The following is a 261-nucleotide window of genomic DNA, read 5'->3' as shown; positions in this document are numbered from 1 at the left end:
TCCTTCGTCGGCCACTTTAATCGAGATGATTCCCATGTAATCAATCGGCTCGAAGCCGTGCTGCACTGCATTTTCTACCAATGGCTGCAGCGTCAGCTTGAGGATGTTGAAAGGCATTACGCTTTCATCCGCTCCAATTTCATACCGAAATTGATCTTCGAACCGAAATTCCTGAATTTCGAGATAGCTTTTGAGATGCTCCAGCTCCTGCCGAAGCGTGATCTCCTCCCTGTTCTCCATGCCGATTCGCAGCAAATTGCC

General features: G+C 48.7%; 1 protein-coding gene. It reads right to left on the bottom strand.

The genetic code is table 11. From position 1 onward, the window contains the following. A partial coding sequence (locus KVT27_RS25190) for a sensor histidine kinase (RefSeq protein ID WP_217582231.1) occupies positions 1-261 on the bottom strand: 261 nt, incomplete at both ends.

The organism is Lysinibacillus sp. GbtcB16 (assembly GCF_019091145.1).
Classification (GTDB): Bacteria; Bacillota; Bacilli; order Bacillales_A; family Planococcaceae; genus Lysinibacillus; species Lysinibacillus fusiformis.
The sequence above is the reverse complement of the archived record's forward strand: the minus strand, read 5'-3'. Positions and strand labels throughout refer to the sequence as shown.